General features: G+C 68.9%; 14 protein-coding genes and 3 pseudogenes. 9 read left to right on the top strand and 8 right to left on the bottom strand.

What is annotated here, in order from left to right:
- Window positions 1-48 precede the first annotated feature (48 nt).
- Complete coding sequence (locus OG504_RS07645; protein WP_405989055.1) at window positions 49-489, bottom strand: hypothetical protein; 441 nt, start codon at window positions 487-489, stop codon at window positions 49-51.
- A gap of 204 nt (window positions 490-693) precedes the next feature.
- Between OG504_RS07645 and OG504_RS07640 the strand changes: the two genes are divergently transcribed.
- Both OG504_RS07640 and OG504_RS07635 read left to right on the top strand, forming a co-directional pair.
- Window positions 694-2,745, top strand: a complete 2,052-nt coding sequence (locus tag OG504_RS07640) for a hypothetical protein (protein WP_405989054.1) — start codon at window positions 694-696, stop codon at window positions 2,743-2,745.
- Window positions 2,746-2,956: 211 nt separating this feature from the next.
- Complete coding sequence (locus OG504_RS07635; protein ID WP_405996272.1) at window positions 2,957-4,564, top strand: hypothetical protein; 1,608 nt, start codon at window positions 2,957-2,959, stop codon at window positions 4,562-4,564.
- 49 nt (window positions 4,565-4,613) lie between these two features.
- Here OG504_RS07635 and OG504_RS07630 read toward each other — a convergent pair whose 3' ends face one another.
- Window positions 4,614-6,875, bottom strand: a complete 2,262-nt coding sequence (locus tag OG504_RS07630) for a tetratricopeptide repeat protein (RefSeq protein ID WP_405989053.1) — start codon at window positions 6,873-6,875, stop codon at window positions 4,614-4,616.
- Between the two features lie 1,144 nt (window positions 6,876-8,019).
- On the opposite strand from OG504_RS07630, the pseudogene OG504_RS07625 reads away from it, so the two are divergent.
- The 5 genes and pseudogenes from OG504_RS07625 to OG504_RS07605 all read left to right on the top strand — a co-directional run.
- Window positions 8,020-8,181: pseudogene (locus OG504_RS07625) on the top strand (pirin family protein); the annotation flags it as partial.
- Window positions 8,182-8,637: 456 nt separating this feature from the next.
- Window positions 8,638-8,946, top strand: a pseudogene (locus OG504_RS07620) (IS5/IS1182 family transposase); the annotation flags it as partial.
- A gap of 250 nt (window positions 8,947-9,196) precedes the next feature.
- A pseudogene (locus tag OG504_RS07615) lies at window positions 9,197-10,264 on the top strand (IS110 family transposase).
- A gap of 222 nt (window positions 10,265-10,486) precedes the next feature.
- Window positions 10,487-10,759 carry a transposase gene (locus OG504_RS07610; RefSeq protein ID WP_405989052.1) on the top strand — a complete coding sequence of 91 codons (273 nt, stop codon included), beginning with the start codon at window positions 10,487-10,489 and terminating at the stop codon, window positions 10,757-10,759.
- Between the two features lie 239 nt (window positions 10,760-10,998).
- The gene (locus OG504_RS07605) at window positions 10,999-12,150 is read left to right on the top strand and encodes an acyl-CoA dehydrogenase family protein (protein WP_329347744.1); all 1,152 of its coding nucleotides are present in this window, start codon (window positions 10,999-11,001) and stop codon (window positions 12,148-12,150) included.
- On the opposite strand, the gene OG504_RS07600 is transcribed toward OG504_RS07605, so the two are convergent.
- The 6 genes from OG504_RS07600 to OG504_RS07575 form a co-directional block, all read right to left on the bottom strand.
- Window positions 12,144-12,674 (bottom strand): PaaI family thioesterase, encoded by a 531-nt coding sequence (locus OG504_RS07600; protein ID WP_405989051.1) that lies wholly within the window; start codon window positions 12,672-12,674, stop codon window positions 12,144-12,146. The genes OG504_RS07605 and OG504_RS07600 overlap by 7 nt on opposite strands.
- Window positions 12,655-13,665, bottom strand: coding sequence for an LLM class flavin-dependent oxidoreductase (locus OG504_RS07595; protein ID WP_405989050.1), 1,011 nt, complete (start codon window positions 13,663-13,665; stop codon window positions 12,655-12,657). The genes OG504_RS07600 and OG504_RS07595 overlap by 20 nt, the downstream gene beginning before the upstream one ends.
- Window positions 13,662-16,079, bottom strand: coding sequence for a GNAT family N-acetyltransferase (locus OG504_RS07590; protein WP_405989049.1), 2,418 nt, complete (start codon window positions 16,077-16,079; stop codon window positions 13,662-13,664). Before OG504_RS07590 ends, OG504_RS07595 begins: the two co-directional genes overlap by 4 nt.
- A gap of 14 nt (window positions 16,080-16,093) precedes the next feature.
- Window positions 16,094-17,173, bottom strand: coding sequence for an amidohydrolase family protein (locus OG504_RS07585; protein WP_405989048.1), 1,080 nt, complete (start codon window positions 17,171-17,173; stop codon window positions 16,094-16,096).
- An 85-nt stretch (window positions 17,174-17,258) separates the two neighbouring features.
- Window positions 17,259-18,224, bottom strand: a complete 966-nt coding sequence (locus OG504_RS07580) for an electron transfer flavoprotein subunit alpha/FixB family protein (protein WP_405989047.1) — start codon at window positions 18,222-18,224, stop codon at window positions 17,259-17,261.
- 73 nt (window positions 18,225-18,297) lie between these two features.
- Entirely contained in the window at window positions 18,298-19,059 is a 762-nt protein-coding gene (locus OG504_RS07575; RefSeq protein WP_405989046.1) for an electron transfer flavoprotein subunit beta/FixA family protein, read from the bottom strand.
- Window positions 19,060-19,222: 163 nt separating this feature from the next.
- Between OG504_RS07575 and OG504_RS07570 the strand changes: the two genes are divergently transcribed.
- Together OG504_RS07570 and OG504_RS07565 are read left to right on the top strand one after the other, a co-directional pair.
- Window positions 19,223-20,545, top strand: coding sequence for a phenylacetate--CoA ligase family protein (locus OG504_RS07570; protein WP_405989045.1), 1,323 nt, complete (start codon window positions 19,223-19,225; stop codon window positions 20,543-20,545).
- Window positions 20,545-21,276: a hypothetical protein gene (locus tag OG504_RS07565; RefSeq protein WP_405989044.1), complete on the top strand. Its 732-nt coding sequence runs from the start codon at window positions 20,545-20,547 to the stop codon at window positions 21,274-21,276. Before OG504_RS07570 ends, OG504_RS07565 begins: the two co-directional genes overlap by 1 nt.

Genomic DNA, 21,276 nt, shown 5'->3' with positions numbered 1-21,276 from the left:
CTCGATATCCATCGAAGTGCATGAGGCGTCTGCCATATGCGGTGGTTCTCAGCCGGTCCGGCTGGGAGGGTTGTCACCGGAACTGTTGAATGTCAGGTTCGTGAAGGTGTGGCCCTGGATCACCGGACCGTGTTGGGTGCCGCCCGTGATGCTGTTGTGCACTGTGCCGGACGGCGCAGTAGAGGCGAACTGGTCGACGAGGCGGCGAAGTTCCGCGGCGGCGTCGGGGTTCTGCTCCAGCAGGCTGCGGAGTCTGAGTCGCACCAACGCCGTCAGATCGGAGGTGAGATCCTCCTGGCCGGGGCCGCCTGCGGCTGCGATCAGCGCCGCACGGGTTTCCTCCAACTCGCGTGCCACGGCGCTGGGTTCGTTGTCGCGCGAGAAGATCCGCACCACGCGCTGCTTCGTCTGCTCCCACGCGTCGGTGACCATGAGGCCGACAAGAGTCGTCGTTCCCGTCCCGACCAGTGTGACCAGTTCCGCGTCCAATGATCTTCCTCGATTCCTCTGCATCCCGACACTGGGTTCAGAACCTTCACGGTATGCCGTAGGTCGTGGTGGTGCCATCGCGGAGCCGCTTCGGGTCGGTCAACCAGGGGTAGTACGTTGAGGTTTCTCGTAGGTGGCGGTCGAGCGGAGGGCGACGGAGTGGACGAGCGCAAGGTCGGAGCGGCGACAGCTACGCACAATTCCGTGTCGGGCAATGCCGTGATCACCGGCCCGGTGGTCATGGCAGGGCGGGTGGAGTCTCTATTCATGGCGCCGGCTCCGCCCAGTGTGACGCCTCGTCAGATTCCTCCGGCCACCGCGCTGTTCGTCAACCGTACGGCGGAACTCGACCGTCTCCAGTCCGTCGCGGCGGCACTGCGGCTCTCGCACGCGCCCGGCATCGTCGTTCTTTCCGGGCTCGGGGGAGTGGGCAAGACCCAGTTGGTGGCGCAGTGGGCCGCGAGGGTGCTCGAGCCGTCGTATCCCGGAGGCCACCTCTACGCGGATCTGGGGGAGAGCAGGCGGGACGGCGCGGCAGATGTGAGTGGAGTGCTGGCCGGCTTCTTGGGCTCTCTCGGGGTGCACCCCGACTTCGTCCCGGCCGGATTGGGCGAGCGCACCGCGCTGTTCCGCAGTGTCACGGCCGGTCGGCACACGCTCGTCGTCGTGGACAACGCCCGCCAGGCGGCGGAAATCCGTCCCTTGGTGCCGACCACCGGTCTGCTCGTGGCTACCAGCCGCACCGGCCTACCCGGTCTTGCCATGGACGGTGCGGTGGCGATCGCCGTTGAACCACTGGACGAGCGGGCCGGGGTCGAGCTCGTGCGCAGTTGGCATGGTGTCACCGATTCGGACGGTGCTGCCGAGACCCTCGTCCGGCTCTGCAGCGGTCTGCCGCTGGCCCTTCGCGCCGTCGGAGAATGGCTTGCCAGGCGACCCCAGTTGGGGCTGAAGGACGCGGTCCGAGCACTCGGCGTCAACGGTTTACCACGCTCGGAGGACGGGGCCACTTCCTTGGACACGGTGCTCGACATGGCGTACGAAGGTCTCTCCGACCGGGCCAGACAGCTCTATCGACTGTTCGGCTGTCTGCCGGGTACGACGGCTACCGTGGACCTCGCGGCCGCCGCGGGCGTACCGGCCGCGGAAGAAGCGGTGGGCGAGTTGCTCACGGCGCATCTGGCGGTCGTCGTCGGTTTCCCGGACGGGCCACGTCGTTTCCGCCCGCACGACGTGGTACGCGAGCACACCCGAAGTGTGGTCGGCGCTCTCCCGGAGGCGGACCGCCGCGCCGTGCTGCGGGCGGTGGCCGACTTCTACACGACCGCTGTCGCGCATGCCGACGTCTTGGTACTCGGCGCGGGACGCTTCAGGCTCCAGGAGCCGCCCACGCGCTCCGTCGAGGAACTCTCTGTGGGGGAGAGCATGTTCACCGACGGGGCGGAAGCCCTGGACTGGCTCGACGCGGAGCGGGGCAATCTGCTGGCCCTGTTGCGGGTCGCGGCGGACGAACGGTGGGACGAGACGGTATGGCGCCTGTGCGAGTCATTGTGGGCTCTGTACGACGGACGAAAGCATCATCTGGACTCTGTGGAGGCGCATGGCCTCGGGATCGATGCCGCCAGAAGGTGCGGTCGCGCAGATGTCGAAGTGCGGATGCGTAACCAACTGGCCCGAGCGCACTACGGTTTGGGCTCCTTCGAGGAAGCCGCCACCGCGCTCGCGTTGGCCGAGCCCCTGCTGGACGAGGTCGCCGACGCGCGGCTGAAGGGCATGATCCGGGAGACACAGGGGCTTGTAGCGCTGGCCTCGGGAGCACCCGGGGACGCCTACACGCTGTTCGCCCTGGCCCTCGAGGCGAACACGGTCACCGGGGACACCCACGGCACAGTCGTGCAGTCGTACAACATCGCGCAGTCACTGCTCGCCGCCGGGCGCGCACAGGGTGCTCTCGACGTGCTGGCCGAGGCGAGGGTGACGGCTGTCGACAGCGGTGACGACGGAATGCTGCCCCGTATCGACGTGGTTCAGGCGCGCGCTCTGCAGCGGCTGAACAGACTGGGCGCCGCGAGTGAGGCGGCGGTCCGCGCTGCGGAGCAGGCACTCAAGCGGAAGCAGTACGTGCGCCTCGACCAGGCGTTGAGCATTCTCTCCGAACTGGCCACGAGCACCAGCGACGTCACACTGCGTGAGGCCTGCGAGGCGAAACTGCGGGAACTTCACAGAGGCGTCGGAGTGACACCCGAAGGCGGTTGAGGCGATCGAGCGGTTTGAATCGACCGAAGACAGTTACCGCTCCCGCGTTCTGCCCCGCCCCTTTCCCTGCTGCCCGGAGAGACCCTTGCCCCTGTTGCCTCGCTCGCGCCTGCCGCGCGCTCGGTCCCGCTGGGACACATGGCCGCCGCCCAAGGCAGCGGTGCTCGGCGTCGCCCGTACCCTCACCTCCGCGACGCGGGTCCTCGACGTCATGGACCTGCTGCGTACCGAGGACGGCATCGCCAAGTACTACACGGTCAATCCCGGCTCGGCCTTCGCTGACGGCCTGCACGAGTACTTGGCCTCGATCGCGGGGCGCAACGTGCTGACGTGGAAGGAGGCCACCCGCCGCTCCTTCCACCTGGCCGTCTCCTGCGCCGTGCACCCGTCGATGCGCCGCTTGGACGCTCCCTTGATGGTGATGCCGCATGGTGCCGGCTACAACCGCCTGGTCAGCGAATCGACGGGGGACGCCGTCTCGCCCGCGGGGTTGTCCCGGAGAGAGCTGGTGCACCGCGGCAAGGTGGTACCGGCCACCATCGGTCTGTCCCACCACGACCAGTTCGCCACCCTGTTCAGGACGTGCCCCGAGGCCGTGCCGCGTGCACAGGTGATCGGCGACTGGTGCTGTCAGCGCATCAAGGACAGTGAGGGACAACGCGACTGGTACCGGGAACGGCTCGGGGTCACCGACGGACGACGGTTGGTGGTCATCCACTCCACCTGGAGCGAGCACTCGCTGCTCGGACGGTATCCGGGACTGCCGCTCGACCTGGTCACCGCCCTGCCCGCCGACGAGTTCGCGGTGGCGGCCGTCTTCCACCCCAATGTCTGGGCCAGACATTCCTGGCCCACCGTGCTGGAGCGCCTGCGCAAACCCATGGAGGCGGGGCTGATGGTGATCCCTCCTCAGGAAGGTTGGCGCGCAGCCGTCGTCGCCAGTGACTGGGTTGTCGGCGATCACGGCAGCACCACGTTCTATTCCGCCGCCGCCGAGCGCCTCACCCTCCTTGCCACGACCGGCATGGAGGAGCTCGACCCCGACTCGCCCGCCGCTGTGTTCGGGCGCACCGTTCCGGGACTCGATCCCCAGGGCGACCTGCACGCGCAGCTACTGCGGGCCGAGCGAGAACACGATCCGGCCGTACTGCGGCCCGTCATCGACAGCCAGCTGGCGGATATTGACAAGTCCGGCGAACTCACCCAACGCCGCCTCTACGAGTTCCTGAGCCACCGCGGGGTTCATCTGCCCCCGCAGCCGCCCGCCCCGGCTCCGGTCCCGGACCCGAAGCCGGAGCGCAGACGTCCGCCAACCGCGTACGACGTGAGCGGAACCGTCCGGGCGGACGGCTCGGTCGAAGTTCGGCGCTGGCCGATGGTCACGGGGCGACAGGAACAGACACGCGGGTTCTATGCCGTTGCCGCCGAGTCGCCGCACGCGTTGTGGTCCCAGAGCGCGGATGTCGTCGCCCGTACCGTCGCCGTTGCGGAACCCGCTCCGCCCGAATGGTGCCTGAGCCAGGTACCGAAGTGGCCCGGCGCGGCCGTGTTGGTCGCCCGTATCGACGAGGCGTCCGTCGTTGTCTGGCTTCGCGGCATCCTGTTCGAAGCCAGCACGGTACGTCCATGGGGTGGACGCCAACCCGATCTCGACCCGCTGCTGCTCGGCGCGGCCGTCAATCTTTGGCTCATGCACGGCAGAAGCGGCGCGGAACTCGCCAAGGGACTGGTGCTGCACACCGGGCAACGCACTACGCGTGTGGTGTTTACGAGAGCCGCCGATGACCGGGCTCCTGCGGTGGTCCGTGACGGGGCCTGACCAAGTCTCCTCCTCGACGCGTTTGTTGGTGCCTCGATCGACGGCGGCATCAGGAAGTCCCCAGCAACGCGATGCAGTTCTGGGCTTCCGCCAGTTCCTCGGCCAGGCCGAACTCCCTGCAGACGTCGACCGCTTCGCGCAGGTTCGATGCTGCTTCGTTCGGGCGGTCGAGTTGGTGCAGGGTCAGGCCAAGGAGCATCAGCACCTGGACCCGCAGAGTCCCCTCGTTTGCCTGTTCCAGGGCTTCGGCTCCTTTGGTCCAGCAGGAGGCAGCATCCTCCGGACGGTGCAAGGAGAAAGCCAGAATGTGGCCCTTGCCGGCCAGAGCGACGCCCTCTTGGTGGCTATCACGCTGCTCGCGAAGCAGGTCAAGGGCACGGTCGTAGAACCGGAGGGCCTCGTGTGGTTGCCCTGATTCCGACAGTGCCTCTGCCTTGGTGCACAGGGCTTTACCTTCGTTTCTTCGGTCGGCGAGCTGTTCGTAGAGTCGTGCTGCCTCGTCGGAGTGCTGCAGCGCCTGAGCGTGCTGACCGAGGGCTTGGTGGGCGAGGGAGAGGTTGTTGAGTGTCGCCGCTTGTTCGGAGAGGCTGCCGACCTCCTGCTGGATGCGAAGGGCCTCCTGGTGCAGAGGCACCGCGTTCTGCGGGTGTCCACTGACGCGGAGTGCGGTGCCCCACCCGTTGAGCGTCTTGCCCCGCTCGAAGTGATCCCCCAGTTCGGCGAATCCTTGCTCGGCTTGAGTGAAGGCGGCGATGGCGTCTTCGTAGCGATTCACTTCGGTGTACGCGATCCCGAGGTTGTTGAGGGACTTTGCTTGTCCTTCGAGGCTGCCGAGGCGTACGGCGCAGGCGAACGATGCCTCGTGGACGGTGGCGGCCAGCGGGAAGGCAAGGCGCCAGCGCAGGTATCCGTCCAGTGCCATGGCCAACCTGATACCCGCGCTGTACTGGCCGCTGTCAACCGCTCCGGTGGCGGCCGTGCTCAGATTGAGCGTCTCGTCGTCGAACCAGGCCAGGGCTGCGTCACGATCGGTGAATCTCGGCGAGGCGTGCGCCACTTGAGGACGGCGGCCAAGAAGCGAGTCGGCCTGCTCCGCCGTGGTCAGGTAGCAGCGGTACAGCCGCTCCACACCCGCTGTTCGTTCGGCGCGGTGGGTTGCGCCGAGGCTGTGGTCCTTTGCGTAGAGCCGGATCAGATCGTGCATCCGCCAGCGCCCATAACGGACTCCGGATGGTTCGATCAGGTGGGCTCGGTTCAGGTCCTGGAGGATTTCTTCGGCATCGTGAGCATCCAAGTCTGCGAGCGCGGCCGTAGTCGCCAGCGACAGGTCTGGGCCGACGTTGACGGAGAAGAGACGGAAGAGTCGCGCTGACGCGGAAGGCAGGTGCTGATAAGAGAGATCGAACGCGGCGCGTACCGCGCGGTCCTCGCGACGTAGACGGTCCAGCCGGGAGTGTTCCGCCTGGAGGGCATCGGCGAGTGAGGCGAGGGGGCGGGTGGGAGCGTCGGCGAGCAGCGCGGCGGCGATGCGCAGGGCCAGGGGCAGTCCCGCGCACAGGCAGGCGATGGACGCGGCTGCTTCCGGAGCGTCACTGACGCGAGTGTCGCTGCTGCCGCGGGCCCGCAGTAGTACCTGGTGAAGCAATTCGATGGATGATTCACCGTCGAGGACGTTCAGGTCGTGCAAGCGGGCGTCGATGTCGAGAGTGTGACGCGATGTGACCAGACATGCGGTCTCTCCGTCGCTGGGCATCAACGGAATTGCCTGCTCGGCACTCGACACGTTGTCGAGGATGACCAGGATCCGCTGCCCCTGTTCGGAGAATGTGGCCAGCACACTTCGATAGAGGCGTTGCAAATCCTGCAGTTCTTGAGGGATGTGAACAGCAGGAATGCCCAGGGAACGCAGCAGCCCGTCGAGTACCCGTTCAGGAGAGAGACGCCGTTCAGTGTCGTAACCGAGCAGGTCCACGAACAACACGCCACCGGGAAACCAGCCGGGCCTGCGCAAGGCGCGGGTGGCGACCTGAACGGCCAGCTCTGTCTTGCCGACACCTGCCAGACCGGCTACTGCCACGCGAGGGGCTGTCGGCGCCGTCCGGGGCGGTTCATGACGCGGGGTCAGTCCGTCCAGCAAATCCAACATGATGGCCTCGCGACCGGTGAACGTGGAAGAGACGGTGGGAAGGCCGGACAGCGCCGGCGTGATCGTCGGGGGCAGCGTCACGGTGATGTCGCGTCCTTGGATCACTGCGTGAAAATAGACACCATCGTTGATTGTGTTGGACACGCTTGTGTCTTCGTCAGTCATTCTGCCAAGCCTTCGTAGCGGCCTCCGACTTGGTCGGAGCTGGGGAGAGCCGGGGGAGCGGCCATGAGCGACAAACTGGATAAGTCACGACGTTGGATCTGACGGACGAGCTGCCGAGGACACCGACGCCAGCGCCTCTTGACGACTGGTCGGCGGGAGGGCCCGTCGCTCCAGACGTCACGCCGACCGTCTGGGACCAGCGCGGCGCCTGGCGTGTGCCATCTCTCCAGGTGTGAGGAGCAGTTGAAGCGGGTGGTGAGAACCGTGTCCTCGTGGTGAGGCTCGTTCTGCGAGGGCGTGCGTGGCATCTTGCCCTGCTTCAGAGCCGGTAAGTTGCAAAGGGGGTCCCGTGGACGTGGGGAACGCCGTGTCTGTCTGTCGTGTTCCGTTGTCCTGGTCTTCGGGGCGATCTCTGTCGGTGCGCAGGTAGTTCACGCTGGCGATGGTGAAGGGGGAGGGGGGTGTGGCTGAACGGTGTGGACATCGGCCATGTATCTGGCCTATCCCTGCGGATGCGGGGAGCAGCTGCTCCCCGACCCAGGCGTTGGCTTCGTCGCGGGAACAACCCCGCGACTGCGGGGAGCAGCCATGAGCCGGGCCCACGGTCAAGCGACCGCAGGGACCAACCCCCGCAGGTGCGGGGAGCAGTCGCGGACGACGACGGTACCGGGCCTCGAGCAGTCGGTGGTGACGCCGAGGCCCGGGAGGGCCGGGGGGCCAACCGCGCGGCTGCGGGGAGCAGTTCGCGTCCATCGTGAACAGGTCCGACTCGGCGGGACCAACCCCGCAGGTGAAGGCGCTTGCCCTGTCCGTTGAGTGGTGTATCTGGGCAATGAGATCTCGGTCTGCCAGCGGTGTCTGTTGCTGTGGGGGCCCACGAGGAGAGACCCCCCACCAACATCGTGTGTCCCTTCGGCGGCCTGCAGCTGCACGACGCGCGGATCAGCCGTGGGTGTTTTGGCGAGTGCCGGTGTCGATGAGAAGGCATGCGGCGCCGAATTGGCCGCACCAGGGAAGCCACAGTGCCCGAAACCGGCAACTGCACGCAAATTGTGCCCGTGACTGACGGCTCGGATGCTGACTTTTGCTGACTTTGAGGGACTCGAACGGCTCTGACCTGCGGAAACGCTCGATGATGCAATGGTTCTGGAACTGGATCGGACGGTCTCAGGAGGAGATCGTACAGGCGCGTGAGGACTGGATGACAGGGTCTCGGTTCGGTGAGGTGACGGGGTACGACGGGGCACCGCTGCCGGCTCCTGAACTGCCTCCGCTGGCGCTGAAGCCGCGGGGGAGAGTGCGCTGACCTGCTGAGATGTGCCATCGGGCCCGTCTGGGGTGAGAGTGGGGCGACTTCCGTCTGCGGGCCTTGGCGGCTAAAGGGGTCGTGTGAGCGCTGGAGCTCGGGAGGGTCGATACAGGCGCGGCGTCGATTCCAAGGTGTGGCTGTGTGTGGGCGGCTGTGGCAGTCCGCTTGCTGACTTCTGCTGACTTTCTGATGGTGCGTCAGTCGTTGGCCGCAGCCTGTGGGCGAACTCTATGGCGCCTTGGCGTGGTAGTCCTTGGTGCCCGCTTCGGATGCTGTGCAGCCAGGGTCTTCGTTTGTTGGTGGTACGCCATGCATGGCGTTGTGGCCAGTGAAACGAAGGCGGGGGTTCGCCATGGGTGGAGTGTTCGTCTGTGAGCCACTTTCAAGCTGCCGGTGCCGACCGGGAGTTGGACTGTCCTGCGCAACGACGAAGCTCCTGGTGGCGGCGCCTTCCTGCTGGCCCCGGCTCACCTGCGGTGCGGTGACACTTTCGCCCAACTCGTCGCCGGGTTCGGCATCGCGACCGTCCACCGCTGCATACGTGAAGCCGTCGAGGTCCTGACCGCCCCCGCCCCGTCCCTGGTCGAGGCGAAGACGACGGTCCGGGCGAAGGTGTTCGTCATCCTCGACGGCATCCTGCTGCCGATCGACCGCATCGCCGCCGACACCCCGTACTGCTCCGGGAAACACAAACGCCACGGCATGAACGGCCAGGTCCTCACCGATCCGTCCGGACGGCTGCTCCGGGCCTCGCCGACTCTGCTCAAATGCTGGGCGGACAGTGATGATGGGTGATGGCGTCACCGATAGATCTGTCCCTTGGGCTGACTGACCGGAATCTCGTGTCCTTGCCTTGATCCGTCGGTCTGTCGGTGACGCCGTCGCACGTGGCCGGCCAGGGGCATCGTGACTTCATAGGGGCTTGTGCGAGAAGACCCGTCACTGTCGTGTCCGCCTGCCTCGACCGGCGCGTGTTGCCCTGTCAGCACGATGAGAAGGCAGCAGCTCCAGCATGATCGACCAGCAGCCCGAGAACGAAGTCTTCGCCGGAGTCGACACCCACACCGATACCCACCACGCCGCCGTCGTGGACCCGCTGGGACGTCCCCTCGCCGACCGAGAATTTCCCACGACCACCCAGGGATACCGCGCCCTGTTGATGTGACTCATCACGTTCGGCCACGTACAAACGGTGGGTGTGGAGTGCACAGGCTCCTACGGTGCCGGACTGACTACGGTGCTGAGCGCGGCCGACCTGACGGTGGTCGAGGTCAACGTCCCCGACCGGGGTACCCGACACGCCCGCGGCAAATCCGACCCGATCGACGCCTATGCCGCCGCCCGCGCAGCAGCCTCAGGACGAGCGACGGCCATCCCCAAGTCCCACACCGGCACGGTGGAAGCCCTTCGCCAGCTGCGCGTGGCCCGCGCGTCTGCGATCAAGGCCAGAACCCAGGCGATCAACCAACTCATAGGCCTGCGGGTAACCGCTCCCGAACCTCTGCGTGCATCGCTCACAGGACTCACCCGTACCGCCCTGGTCAACTGCTGCCTCCGGCTCCGGCCGGCAGCTGATCTCACCTCTCCCGCCGACGCCGCTCGGTATGCGCTGCGGCAACTGGCACGCCGCATCCGCATGCTCACCGAGGAGATCGACGAGGTCACCGAACGCCTGGCGACGCTCACCACGTCCGCCGGGCCTGAGCTCGTCGCACTGTTCGGCGTGGGCACCGAGACCGCCGGCCAGCTCTTGGTCACGGCCGGCGACAACCCCGAACGCCTGCGCACAGAGGCCGCGTTCGCCGCTCTGTGCGGCGCCGCTCCAGTTCCGGCTTCCTCCGGACGCACCGACCGACACCGACTCAGCCGAGGCGGGGACCGCCAGGCCAACCGCGCCCTCCACATGATCGCGGTGGTCCGGATGCGTTATTGCCCGCGCACGCGCGCCTACGTTGCACGCCGCACCCAACAGGGACTGACCAAGAAGGACATCATCCGTTGCCTCAAGCGCTTCATCGCCCGCGAGGTCTACCACGCCCTCACTCGCACACACCCCGGCAGCACTACCTCAGCGACTTGACTTCTATAGGAGCATCAAGGCGTATCAAGGAGCCGGTGAATCCGTCCGGGTACCGTTTCGAGGCCGCCGCCTCAAGCGATGGAAGCACCGCCACAACACCACCCACGCCAAGATCCGCTGCCTCGGCGAGCGGGCCATGGCCAGCCTCAAGGGCTGGTGCCGCAGGACCAACCGAATCCCCAACCTGGTGAGAGCCGTCCTCGTCCTTCACCACGCTTCAGCGTGGGGTCGGGAAAGGCCCACTGGCTGTTGGAGAGGCGCCGACGGGCCGAGCAGGCCCTCATCAGCGTGGTCGCCATTGCCCACCTGCTCGGTGTCAGCACGCGCCCGGTCGAGGAGCCGGCCGAGTCACTCGGCGTCGCCCAGCTGTCGGAGCCGCAGCTCTCGGCGATGGCCAAGCACCTGGGCAAGCAGGTCGCCGCGTGCCGCAACCGGTCCCTGGACGCCGGCGCCTACGCGTTCGTCCGGGTGGGCGCATCAACGTCCATGCGCTGAGGGAAGGGTTTCGAGATCGCGATGGACCATCCGCGACATCCCACCGGGAACCGGTTCACCGGCGAACACTTCGGGAGGGCCCTGAACGTCACCCCCGACTCGTCGGCCTTCCGCTCTGCCGCCAGGGCCCGACCTCCGCCCGCTCCCACAGTCGTGAGGTGTGTTCCGGCCGAGCCACTATATCCGCTAACATAGAACAATTAGATAGATGAATAGCCTAGCGCTGTCGAGGAGTGGCCGTGGACTTCGGGCTGACCGACGAGCAGGACCTGTTGCGCGCGACGGCACGGCAGTTCGTCGCCGACGTGTGCCCGGCCGAGAAGGCCAAGCGGTGGGACGAGGAGGGCATCGTGCCGCCCGAACTGTTCCGCGGCATGGCGGATCTGGGGTGGTTCTCCCTCCCGTTCAGTGAGGAGGAGGGCGGCGACGGTGGCGGCCCGCTCGAACTCGTCCTGATCGCCGAGGAGTTGGGGCGGGCCAGTTTCGATGTCGCCATGTGCTACATCGGCGTACTCATCCCGGGGATCACCGTGTTCCGGTGGGGCGACGAGGCCCAGCGGACCTTCATCCGCGAGCAGGTGATGACGGGGCGCCACAGGCTCGCCGTCGGCCTCAGCGAGCCGGACAGCGGGTCCGACGCGGCGGCCCTGCGTACCACCGCCGAGGATCACGGCGACCAGTTCCTCGTCCGCGGGCAGAAGGCGTGGTGCACGGGCGGCGGCCTGCCCGACACGACCATCGCGACCTACGTGCGGACCGGGCCCCGCGAGCCCAAGCACGGCGGTATCAGCCTGCTGCTCGTCGACCCCGCGACGGACGGCGTCGAGGTGCGCCGGACGCCGACGCTGGCCCGGCACATCCTCGGCACCAACGAGGTCTTCTTCAACGACGCCCTGGTCCCGAAGGAGAACCTCGTCGGCCCGCGCGACGAGGGCTGGAAGGTCATGCTCTCCAACATCGAACTGGAGAAGGTGATCATCACCGGGGGGTATCTCGGTGCCGCGCAGGCCACGCTGGACGAGATGCTGGAGTACTCCCGCACCCGGCACGCCTTCGGCCGTCCGATCGGGAACTTCCAGGCCCTCGCCCACGACATGGCCGATCTGCAGACCGAGATCGACTCCGCCCGGCTGCTCGCGTACCGCGCGGCCTGGCTGCTCGCCCAGGGCAAGCCGTGCACGCGGGAGGGCTCGATGGCCAAGCTGAAGGGGTCGGAGACGTATGTGGCGGCCGCCCGGCTCGGGATGCAGGTGTGTGCCGGGCACGGCTTCTCGACCGAGAGCGTGATGAGCTTCCGTTACCGGGAGTCGATCGTGGCCACGATCTCCGGGGGAACCAGCCAGATCCAGCGCAACGGGATCGCCCGCAGCATGGGGCTGCGGTCCTACTGACCCTCGACCCCGCCCGCTGACTCCTGGTCGGCCAGCCATGCCTCGTGCCGTGCGAAGTGGCCCTGGTCCCGGGTCACCCAGATCCCGGAGGCCCGGGCCAGCACGGCGCGGGTCGGCAGCAGCACCATCTCGCCCGCGATGTACCAGCGCCGGCCCTCCCGCCGCTCGACCCACGCCCGGACCTCCAGCGGCCGTTCCACCGGCACGGGCTTCACGAAGCTCACGCTCAGCTCCGCCGTGACGCTCAACACCCGGTGCAGCAGCGGGAGATGACCGAGGCAGTCGTCCAGCACGGCCGCTGTCCAGCCGCCGTGCGCGACATTCGGGCCGCCCTCCTGAGAGCGCGGGCAGACGAGTCCGAAGCACGCCACGCCGTCCTCGTCGAGCCGCTCGCGCTCCACGCCCAGGCGGCAGGAACCGGTGACACGGCAGGCACCGCACAGCGCCACCCCGCCCTGGGTGCGCGGCGGTTCCTGAAAGTCCGACCCGGCCCACACTCCGGTCTCACCGGTTCCCATCGACATGCTGCGACTCCTCGGGTCGGACATCGGCAAGCAGCGGGCGCAACTTCCCGGCGATCAGCTGGACTTGGCGGGAGACCATCTCCTCGGGCATCCCGGCCAGCGAGGCCCACAGGAACACCCCTTCGACCGGCAACCCCGCCACGTACGCCTTGATGGCCTCGGCGACGTCCTGCGGGGTGCCGTAGAGGAACTGACCGACACCGGACGCCCGCAGCCCCGTCTCCCGCCACTTCTCGGGGTCGATGGGACGGGGCGCCGGCTGGTCGGTGCCCTCGACCATGTACCGGCGATAGCTGTCCCACTGGTACGCCAGGTGCTTGCGCACCACCGGCCAGTCGCCGTCGGGGTCCTCGGTGACGAACGTGGTGAACGAGCCCTGCATCCGGGCCGCCGACATGTCGTAGCCGCTCTCGGCGAGGCCTTCCCGGTACGGCTCCAGCAGGGCCGGGTTGAGTGACAGCAACCCGGTGCCCAGCCGCCCCGCCCGCCGTGCGCCCTGCGGGCCCTGGTAGCCGAGCCAGATCGGCAGCGGGTCCTGGACAGGGCCGGGGACGACCAGGGACTCCGACCACAGGCCGCGGATCTCCCGCACCCGCCGGTCCGTCGTGGAGTAGCGCTTGGCGAGATCGGCGCCGTACAGCCGGTACTCGGGTACGCGGTAACCGGTGCCGAGCCCGAGGTCCAGGCGGCCGTCGCTGATGATGTCGACGAGCGCGGCCTGTTCGGCGATCTCAGGAGCCGCGTGCAGGGGTGCGGGGATGACCGCGGTGCCCAGGCGGACCCGCCGCGTGCGTGCGGCGGCCGCGGCGGCCATGGTGAGCGGCTGCGGGAGGTACCCGTCCTCGAAGCCGTGGTGCTCGGAGAACCAGACCGAGTCGAGGCCGAGCCGGTCCGCCTCCTCGCACATCTCCAGGGCGAATCCGTAGACGCGTGACCAACTCCACTGCCAGGGCGGGGGGTTGCGCATGTCGAAGTAGATGCCGACCTTCATGAGAGGCCACCTCTCCTTGTGTCGTTGGCGAGTTGGATCGTGGCGCGGGCGACGGCGACTCCGTCCCCTGGCGGCAGCAGTCGAACGGGACGCAGTTCCATCGACTCGATCTCGGGCAGGTCCTCGACCATCGCGGAGATCCGCAGGACGGTTTCTTCGAGAGCCGTCAGGTCCACACCCCGGCCGCCCACCCGGCCGTCCAACAGTGGGGCCGCCCGCAGCGAGCGGATCATCTCGCGGGCGTCGCGGTTGCTGAGCGGGGTGATCCGATGGGCGACGTCGGCCATGAGGTCGGCGTAGTCGCCGGTGAGACCGAACGCGATCACCGGCCCGAAGACGGGGTCCGCGCGGACGGAGAGGAACGCGTCCGGTCCATGGGAGACCGCATCTCGTACGGGGATACCGTACGAGTCCAGCAGGTCCGCGGCTGTCCGTGCCGGCATGGTGCCGGGCGCGCACTCGGCGATCAGCGCGCGGGCCCGGTCCGGGTCGACTCCGGCGAGGTCCGGTATGACGCCCGCAGGGGTGCTGCGCCACGCCTGGTACGCCGCCGCGTGACCGAGCGAGGCGGCCGCGGACTCGGGGAACGCGTAGGTCGGTACGACGAGTCCGCCCCGGTGCAGGAGGTCGGCGACGCCCGCGCCACCGAGGAAACTCGCCACCACCGGCTTCTCGGGCGCGGCTTCGGCCGCGTCGAGGATCGCGGCCGCCACCTCGTCGGGCTTGTCCGCGAGCGGGGGCATGAAGAGGACCACGGCGGCGTCGATGTCGTCGTCGGCCAGTACCGCGTCCAGCGCCTGCCGGTAGTGCGCGGCGGTGGCCATGGGCGTGAGGTCGATCGGGTTGGTGACGTCCGCGCGGGGCGAAAGGGCCGTACGGAGTGACTGCCGCGTGCGCTCGCCGAGTTCGGGCACCCGCAGTCCGCTCGCCGCGCACGCTCCGACGGTCAGCGCGGCCGGCCCGCCCGCGTTGGTGATCACGGCGACCCGGTTGCCCGGCGGAGGCGGCTGGTGCGCGAGCAGGAGCGCGACGTCGAAGAGTTCCTGGAGGCTGCGGGTACGGATGACGCCGGACTGGGCGAAGAGCGAGTCGACCGCCGTGTCCGCGTGCCCCGGGTGCACCGCGACGATCGGCTTTCGCGGTGCGACCCGGCGCGCGATCCGGGCGAACCGGCGCGGATTGCCGAAGGTCTCGACGTGCAGGAGGACCACGGAGGTCTCGGGGTCCTCCTCCCACCACTGGAGCAGGTCGTTGGTGGAGACGTCCACGGCGTGGCCCACGGACACGAATCCGGAGAAGCCGAGCCGCAGCCGCCGGGCGAAGTCGAGCACCGCGAGCCCGAGCGGTCCGGACTGGCTGGACATCGCGACCCGGCCCGGCGTCGGCAGTGCGGGGGAGAAGGTCGCGGCCAGCCGGGCCGCGGGCGTCGTGTTCACCACGCCCATGCAGTTCGGGCCCACCAGCCGCATCCCGGAGGCACGGGCGAAGCGCGCCAGCTCCAGCTCGGTCGCCCGGCCTTCGACTCCCGTCTCCCCGAAGCCCGTCGATACGACGACCACCGCCTTGACGCCGGCCTCCGCACACTCTCGTACGACATCGGGTACTGCCTCGGCCCGTACGGCGACCAGCGCCAGGTCGGGTACCTCGGGAAGCCCCCTGACGTCCGGATACGCCTGTGCGCCCGCGATCCGCTCGGCCCTCGGATTGACCGGGAACACGGAGCCGTGGAAACCGCCGCGCAGCAGGTTGGCGACGATCTCGTGGCCGATCGTCAGGGGGCTGCGGTTCGCGCCGATGACCGCGACCGAGCGGGGTTCGAGCAGCGGTCGCAGGGAGCGTCGTACGGCTGTGTGTTCGCGGCGTTCGGCCCGGGCGACGGCCTGGGCCTGCGGGTCGACGGCGACCTCGAAGTGGACGATCTGGCCGGGCGGCCCGGACTCGACCCGGTAGCCGGAGCCGAGGAACACGTTGATCATGCGGGTGTTGTCGGCGAGGACGTCGGCCTCCAGGACCCGGATGCCCCGGGCGCGGGCGGCGCCTGCGATGTGCTCCAGGAGCAGCCTGCCGAACCCCTCGCTCTGGTGGTCGTCGCGGATGGTGAAGGTGACCTCAGCGTGTTCCGGTTCCTCGGGGTCGCGGACGTAGCGCACCAGGCCGGCGATCTCGTCCCCGGCCAGGGCGACCAGCGCCAGTTCGTTGAGGTAGTCCACGTGGGCGCCGCGCCGGATGACGTCGTCGCGGGCGCGGACCACCGGGCCGAGAGACCGATACGCCAGGGTCGCCCGGGACAGGCCGCCGACGAACGCGACCAGACGGTCGGCGTCCTCCGGCCGGACGGGCCGGACGAACGTCGACCGGCCGGTGCGCACGAGGTCCGGTCGTTCGAGGTCCTCGGGATACGGCGGACTGCTCATCGGGGTGTCGCCGCTCAGACGGCCGCCTCCTGGGGAGTCTGCTCGGGCAGGCTGAACAGCTCGTCGAAGGTGCCCCGGGTGACGCGCTCGCGGACGTCCGCGGGCACGCCGTCGAACAGGTCGTGCAGGGTGGACTGGGTGTGACCGTAGGTGCCTTCGAGGTGGGGGTAGTCGTCGCCCCACATCACGTTGCGGTAGCCCGTCGACTCGACGATCTCCACCGAGCTCTTGTCGTGCTGGAAGGAGGCGTACACCTGCTGCCTGATGATCTCGCTGGGCAGCCGGCTGAGCTTCGGCCGGACGAACATGCCGTGCTGGCGGTAGGCCTCGTCCATCCGGTCGCCGATGGCCGGCACCCAGCCCGCGCCGCCCTCCGCGATCAGGATCTTCAGGTCGGGGTGCCGGTCCAGGGCGCCGCCCGCGACCATGTGGGACACGACACGCATGCCCGGGTAGGTCGTCTCCATGTAGTTGACGACCGCGCCGCCGGGTCCGCGGAAGACGACGTTCTCGCCGCCGGTGCCGATGTGGAAGCCCAGCACCAGACCGGCCCGCTCGGCCGCCGTCCACAGTGGCTCCCAGCGGTCCAGGGCGTACTCCTCGCCGGGCCGCGTCTGGCACGGCAGGAACACCGACTGGAAGCCCATCTCCGCCACCCGCTCCACCTCCGCGACCGCGTCGTCGACGTCGGCGGTCGACACACAGGCGGGGGTGATGATGCGCTTCTGCGTGCCGAGCACCTCGGAGTGCGCCCAGTCGTTCCAGGCCCGTACGGTCTCCCGGGCCAGCTCCCGGTCGGTGATCGACACCAGCCAGAACCCCATGGAGGGGAAGGCCAGTTGACCCCACACACCCTCCTGGTCGAGGTCGGTGAGCCGGACCTGGAGGTCCCGGGCGCCCGGCGGTCGCATGGCGTCCATGAAGTCGTTGAGCTGGCGGTCGATGCGCTCGCCGTCGATGTACAGCACCTCGTACTTGTCACCGCGCTCACTGCGCGGCGCCCGGTCGGCGAGGCGCGGCGGCAGCGCCTGGACCCACAGGTCGTCGGGCTCCATCACATGGGAGTCCCCGGAGTTGACCCAGATCTTCGTCATGGCGCTCCTTCGGGTCAATGGATGTAATCAGTTAGCGATTTTAGTGGTATCGGTCGTCAGGTGGAAGGCCGGGCAGGAACGGAGATCAGCTCCGGCGCCGCTCGATCTCCTCCACCAGCTGCGGGAGTACCTGGAAGAGATCCCCTACGACGCCGTAGTCGGCGAGTTCGAAGATCGGGGCGTCCGCGTCCTTGTTGACGGCGACGATGGTCTTGGAGGTCTGCATGCCCGCGCGGTGCTGGATCGCCCCGGAGATGCCGGCCGCGAGATAGAGCTGTGGGGAGACCTGGGTGCCGGTCTGGCCGACCTGGTGGCTGTGCGGGTACCAGCCCGCGTCGACGGCGGCCCGGGACGCGCCGACCGCCGCGCCCAGGACGTCGGCGACGCGCTCGATCACGGCGAAGTTCTCGGCGCCGTTCACGCCGCGGCCGCCGGAGACGACGATGTCGGCCTCGGCCAGTTCGGGCCGGTCACCGCGCTCGCGGGGTGCGTGGGACAGGACCTGGACGGCGGCGGAGGCCGGGCCGAAAGCCACGTCCCACTTCTCCAACTCGGCTGTGACGGGGGCCGGTTCGGGCGCGGTGGCGTTTGGCTTCACCGTGATCACCGGTATGCCCTGGCTGACGTGCGCCGTCACCTGGTACGTCGCCGCGAACGCGGACTGCTCGGTCACCGGGCGCCCGTCCGCGCCCGCCGTGATGTCGACGGCGTCCGTGATCAGCCCCGACCCCAGCCGGAGCGCGACCCGGGCGGCGGTCTCCTTGCCGTCCGGGCTGGACGGCAGCAGGATCGCCGCCGGGGCCGTGCTGTCGGCGATCTGGGTGAGAGCGTCGACAGCCGGGGTGACGAGGAGTTCCCCGACCTCGGGTGCGTCCGCGACGTAGACCTTGTGTGCGCCGTACCGGCCGAGGGTCTCGGCCGCGGCGTCCGCGCCCGGGCCGAGGAAGACGGCCGACGGTTCGCCCAACCGGCGTGCCAGGGTGAGGAGTTCGAGGGTCGGCTTGCGGACGGTGCCGTCCAGGTGATCGACGAGTACGAGGATCTCGGCCACGGTGCTGGGCTCCTTGGGGCGGTCGGACGAACGTGTCGGTCGGACGAACGTGTCGGTCGGACGAACGTGCCGGTCAGGCGAACTTCTTGGCGGTGAGGAACGCGGCCAGCCCGATGCCGCCCGTCCCGTCGTCGGAGACGAGTTCTCCCTTGGTGCGCGGCGGACGCCTGGTCGCGGTGCCCACCGCCGACCGCGCGGCCGTACGGCCGACCTGCCCGGCGTCGATCCCGAGGTCGGCGAGGCCGAGGGTCTCCAGGGGCTTCTTCTTCGCGGCCATGATCCCCTTGAAGGAGGGGTAACGGGCGTCGCCGGAGCGGTCGGTGACCGACACGACGGCCGGCAGGCTGCCCCGGACCCGCTCGGTCGCGGTGTCGCCCTCGCGCCGGCCGGTCACCGTGCCGTCCTCGACGGTCAGTTCCTCGACGTGGGTGACGGCCGGGGCGCCGAGCCGTTCCGCGAGCAGCGCCGGTACGACGCCCGCGCCGCCGTCCGTCGAGGCCATCCCGCACAGCACGAGATCGAAGCCGTGCCGTTGGATCGCCCCGGCCAGCACGAGCGAGGTGGCGAACACGTCACTGCCCTCGATGTCCTCGTCGGCCACGTGCACCGCCGAGTCGCCGCCCATGGCGAGCGCCTTGCGCAGGGCGTCCTTCGCGTCGTCCGGGCCGACGGTGAGGTAGCAGATCTCCACGTCCGGGCCCGACTCCGCGATCCGCAGGGCCTGTTCGACCGCGTACTCGTCGAGTTCGGACAGCAGTGAGTCGACCGACGCCCGGTCGGTGGTGCCGTCCTCGGTGAAGGTGCGGTCCGCCGTGGCGTCGGGCACGTGCTTCACGCAGACAACGATCTTCACATCGCCCTCCCGAGGGTCTAATGAGTGCTAATAGTTAACTATATGAATCGAGCGAGCGCGAGAGTTCTCCGAGATTCAGTCGAATTAGTTGACTGATTGCGCTGATAGCTGGAAGATCTGGGCAGCTGAGCCGCGAGGAGGCGTCATGGCCGGGGACAGGGACACCGCTGACAGGTACTTCGAGCCACAGGTGGAGACCATGGCCCGGGATCTGCTGCGGGCACGGCAGGAAGAGCGGGTGGTGGAACTCGTCGAGTACGCCTACGCCAACTCGGCCTTCTACCGGCAACTCTGGGACGAACACGAGGTCCACCCGCGCGACGTCCGTTCCCTGGACGACTTCCGGGCACGTATCCCGTTCATCACCAAGGACATGGTGCGCGCCCACCGGGCCCGTACCGGCGACCCCTTCGGCGGGCTGCTCTGCGTCCCGACCGAGGAGCTGACCTCCGTCTCCTCCAGTTCGGGCACCACCGGCGACCCGGAGTTCTTCGCCGAGATCTGGGAGGGCGCGCCGCCCCTGGTCACCGCGCAGGTGCGTGACCTGTGGGAACTCGGACTCAGGCCCGGGGACCGGGTACTGAGCCCACCCGGCACCTTCCGCAACCTCATGGACGCCGGCTTCCAGGCGCTGGGTGCGGTGGTCATCGAGGTGGACACCTGGATGGGGAACATGCCCGAGGTCGTCGAGGCCCTGCGCACCTACCGGCCGGCCTATCTCCAGATGATGTATCCGCAGATGGTGGAGCTGGAGCACCTGGCCGACACGACGGATCTCAGGGAGGCCTTCTCCTCCCTCAAGGGCGCCTCCTGCGCCGGACAGCCCCTCAGCCGGAAGATGCGCGAGCGGATCCGCGAGGACTGGGGCATCGACGTCTACGAGTACACCAGCGCCGCCGACACCGGCACCGCCTGGGAGTGCCGCGAACACGACGGCTTCCACCTCTGGGAGGACACCGTCTTCGCGGAGTGCGTCGAGGTCGACGAGCACGGCTGGCGCGACGCGGCGGAGGGCGACCTCGGCGAACTCGTCGCCACCGACCTCGACAACCGGGCCGCGCCGCTGATCCGTTACCGCAGCGAGGACCTCGTCCGCCTCTCCCGCGACCGCTGCGGCTGCGGGCGCACCCACGCCCGGATGTGGGTGGCCGGCCGGCGCGGCGACGAGACGCTGGTCCAGGGGCGTTCCGTGGTCCTGCGGGACATCTGGCAGGCGGTCGAGGACCAGCCGGAGACCGTGGCGGGCGTCTTCCAGATCGTCCGTGCCGGGCGCGAGGTCGACGAACTGCGGCTGCGCGTCGGCTACGACCCTCGTCTCACCGGCGACGTCGACGTCCTGGCCGGACGTCTGGGCGAGGCCGTGCGGGAGCGGACGGGCGTCAAGCCGGTGCTCGACATGCGCACCGAGGAGGACCTGTTGAAGACCATGACCAGCGTCGCCAAGTTCCCCCGGGTGGTGAAGAGTTGATGGCCCGCGCCGACACCCTCGCCCGGGCCCGCACCCTCGACCGGCCCGAACTCGCCTACCTCGTGCGCTTCCCCACCTCCGAGGGCATCCGGGACGTGGAACTGACCTGGGCGGAACTCGCCCGCGACACCGACTGGGTGACCGCCCGGTTCCGGGACCACGGCCTCGCCGCTGGGCAGCGGGCGCTGCTGACCACCTCGGGTTTCGAGGGATTCTGGGGCCACGCCGTGATCGGCGCGCTGCGCGCGCTGAAGGTGCCGTACGGCATCGCCGAGGCGATGGGCTGGGACCACCGCAGGACCGCGGTCTTCCACCGTGAACTCGACCCCCACGCGGTCATCGGCCTGTCGGCCGAGACCCTGGAGGGGCTGGCCGGTGCGGCCGACGTCGGTGAGATGTTCCGGACGACGCCGGTCGTGCTGGCCCGGCCCGCCGCCGTACCGGTGCTGCGCGGAGTCGGCGTGTCCGCCGCCCTGATCGCGACCGTGGGACCGGCCCTCGCGCTGGAGTGCCCCGAGCGCGGCGGTGCACACGTCAACGCGGCCGAGTGGCGGGTCGGCGCGCGGGACGGACAGCTGTCCGTGGCTGCGGGGGACGAGCGCACCTCGGAGCTTCCCGAGACCCCGCTCGGCATGTCCGGCCGGGTGATCACCGGCCGCTGTGCCTGCGGCAGCGAGGACCCGCGGGTCCTCTTCGCCGAGGCCAACCAGTCACCGTCATCGAGGAGTTGA

Source organism: Streptomyces sp. NBC_00986, from assembly GCF_045162565.1.
Classification (GTDB): domain Bacteria; phylum Actinomycetota; class Actinomycetes; order Streptomycetales; family Streptomycetaceae; genus Streptomyces.
Note: the sequence above shows the minus strand (reverse complement) of the source record. Positions and strands in the feature narration are given on the sequence as shown.

Excerpts from the sequence above, each read along its gene's own strand:
- OG504_RS07635 (WP_405996272.1), top strand. The coding sequence starts at position 2,957 with ATGGACCTGCTGCGTACCGAGGACGGCATCGCCAAGTACTACACGGTC.
- OG504_RS07590 (WP_405989049.1), bottom strand. The coding sequence starts at position 16,079 with ATGAGCAGTCCGCCGTATCCCGAGGACCTCGAACGACCGGACCTCGTG.
- OG504_RS07585 (WP_405989048.1), bottom strand. The coding sequence starts at position 17,173 with ATGACGAAGATCTGGGTCAACTCCGGGGACTCCCATGTGATGGAGCCC.
- OG504_RS07565 (WP_405989044.1), top strand. The coding sequence starts at position 20,545 with ATGGCCCGCGCCGACACCCTCGCCCGGGCCCGCACCCTCGACCGGCCC.
- OG504_RS07600 (WP_405989051.1), bottom strand. The coding sequence starts at position 12,674 with ATGTCGATGGGAACCGGTGAGACCGGAGTGTGGGCCGGGTCGGACTTT.
- OG504_RS07630 (WP_405989053.1), bottom strand. The coding sequence starts at position 6,875 with ATGACTGACGAAGACACAAGCGTGTCCAACACAATCAACGATGGTGTC.
- OG504_RS07595 (WP_405989050.1), bottom strand. The coding sequence starts at position 13,665 with ATGAAGGTCGGCATCTACTTCGACATGCGCAACCCCCCGCCCTGGCAG.
- OG504_RS07570 (WP_405989045.1), top strand. The coding sequence starts at position 19,223 with ATGGCCGGGGACAGGGACACCGCTGACAGGTACTTCGAGCCACAGGTG.